Annotated in this window: 1 protein-coding gene; it reads left to right on the top strand. The window is 62.4% G+C overall.

Annotated elements, in window-relative coordinates; genetic code table 11:
* Positions 1 to 624: 624 nt before the first annotated feature.
* A partial coding sequence (locus tag ENZ75_RS29220; RefSeq protein WP_164888092.1) for a PhoX family phosphatase occupies positions 625 to 2280 on the top strand: 1656 nt, incomplete at its 3' end.

The raw sequence follows: 2280 nt of genomic DNA, 5'->3' as shown, positions 1-2280 counted from the left end.
CACCAGCGCCGCTGCCGATTTGAGCGCCAGCCGGCAACAACGGGTCGTGACCGATCTGTGCATTCTGATCTCCGACGACTGAGCCCGGCGCGCCCCACCCCAACGTTGCAGTGCAACCAACATTGCCGAAAGACGCGGCGCCCGGAAGCGACCTCCGACCGTTGCGGTTGTCAACCAGGACCATTGCAAGCGCAAGGTTGGACTAAAGTCCCAAGTATATGCTACATTAGCTTCGCATGAACGGCGCCGTGACCGCCATCGCTAAACGGGAGACTGGCTTTCCCGATGCCTGACGACCGCAGACGCCGAACATCAAGTCACCTCCGCCGGGGGCGGCGGAGGTGACTTGTCGAGGGTGCAGTTGCCCGTTGATCTGTTTTTTGCAAACGACTGATGTCGTCCGCCGTCGCAGGATGCGCGGCCAAGATGCCGCCTAAGGTCTCCTTTCATCTCGAACCGGCGATTCTGGAGCAGTTCCGGTCTGCGGGAATGCTTAGCCAGCGCTGCGCGCAATGCCTGTCGCGTCTGAAAGGTCTCCCGATGTCACGAAAATGTGATCCGGCGATTATAAGGGGGTCAAACAGGTACCCACGCTCCAGCCAATCCAACAGCCAGAGGCAAGCCATGACTGACCTTCGCTCCCCCGACACCCGATTCCGCACCAGCCTGCTCGAGGAAAACGACGGCCCGGCCATCAACGCTTCCGACAACCGCACCATGGGCGAGATCATCGCCGCGCGGTTCTCGCGCCGCGGCTTCCTCAAGGGTTCGCTGGCTGTCTCGGCCATCGCCGCCACCGTCAGCCCGCTGGCGCTGATCAGCGCCGACGAGGCCCGGGCCGCTGAAGGCTCGGCCTTCACGTTCGACGAACTCGAGGCCGGCATCGACGACAAGCACCACGTCGCGCCGGGTTACGATGCCGATGTACTGCTGCGCTGGGGCGATCCGCTGTTTGCCGATTCGCCCGACTTCGACCCGACGAAACAGTCGGCCGAGGCCCAGGCGAAACAGTTCGGCTACAACAACGATTATGTCGGCTACATCCCCATCGACGGCTCGGCCGAACATGGCCTGCTGGTGGTCAACCACGAATACACCAATCCGCATCTGATGTTCCCGGGCATCGTGAAAATCGTCGAGAAGGACGGCAAGAAGTCGGCCGAAGTCGCACCCCTCTCGAAGGAGCAGGTCGATGTCGAGATGGCAGCTCACGGCGGCACCATCGTCGAGATCCGCAAGACATCAGGCAAATGGCAGGTGGTGCGCGACGGCAAGCTCAATCGCCGCATCACCTCCAACACCGAAATGGCGCTGGCCGGTCCGGTTGCCGGCCATGACCGCGTCAAGACCAATGCCGATCCGTCCGGCACCAAGGTGTTCGGCACGTTCAACAATTGCGCCGGCGGCGTCACGCCCTGGGGCACCTATGTGATGGCCGAGGAGAACATCCATGGCTATTTCTCCGGCGAGTTGCCGGAAGGCCACAAGGAAGCCGCGAACTACAAGCGTCTCGGCATTCCCGAAGGCGCCTATGAATGGGCGGCGCATTACGAACGTTTCGACCTCGCCAAGGAGCCCAATGAGGCCAACCGCTTCGGCTGGATCGTCGAGGTCGATGTCAACGACCCGACCTCGACGCCGAGGAAGCGCACGGCCATGGGCCGCTTCAAGCATGAGGGCGCCGAATCGATTGTCGCCAGGGACGGCCGCGTCGTCTTCTATCTCGGTGACGACGAGCGCTTCGACTATGTCTACAAGTTCGTGACCAAGGCCGCGTTCGATCCGAACGATCATGCCGCCAACAGGGACCTGCTCGATGATGGCACGCTGCATGTCGCCAGGTTCGCCGAAGATGGCACGGTCGAATGGCTGCCGATCGTCTTCGGCCAGGGACCGCTGACGGCTGAAAACGGTTTCACTGGCCAGGCCGACGTGCTGATCGAGACGCGCCGCGCCGCCGACCTGCTCGGTGCCACCAAGATGGACCGCCCCGAAGACATCCAGCCCAATGCCATCAACGGCAAGGTCTATGTCATGCTGACCAACAATTCGAAGCGCAAGGCCGACCAGGTAGACGCCGCCAACCCCCGCGCCGAAAACGCCTTTGGCCACATCATCGAGATCGCCGAGGACGGCGGTGATTTCACCGCCGCCAAGGGCAAGTGGGAAGTGCTGCTGAAATGCGGTGATCCGGCGGTTGCCGATGTCGGCGCCACCTTCTCGACGGCAACGACGGCCAATGGCTGGTTCGGCATGCCCGACAATTGCGCGGTCGATTCG

It is taken from the genome of Mesorhizobium sp. M7A.F.Ca.CA.002.04.1.1 (genome assembly GCF_004022805.1).
GTDB classification, from domain to species: domain Bacteria; phylum Pseudomonadota; class Alphaproteobacteria; order Rhizobiales; family Rhizobiaceae; genus Mesorhizobium; species Mesorhizobium ciceri.
Note: the sequence above shows the minus strand (reverse complement) of the source record. Positions and strands in the feature narration are given on the sequence as shown.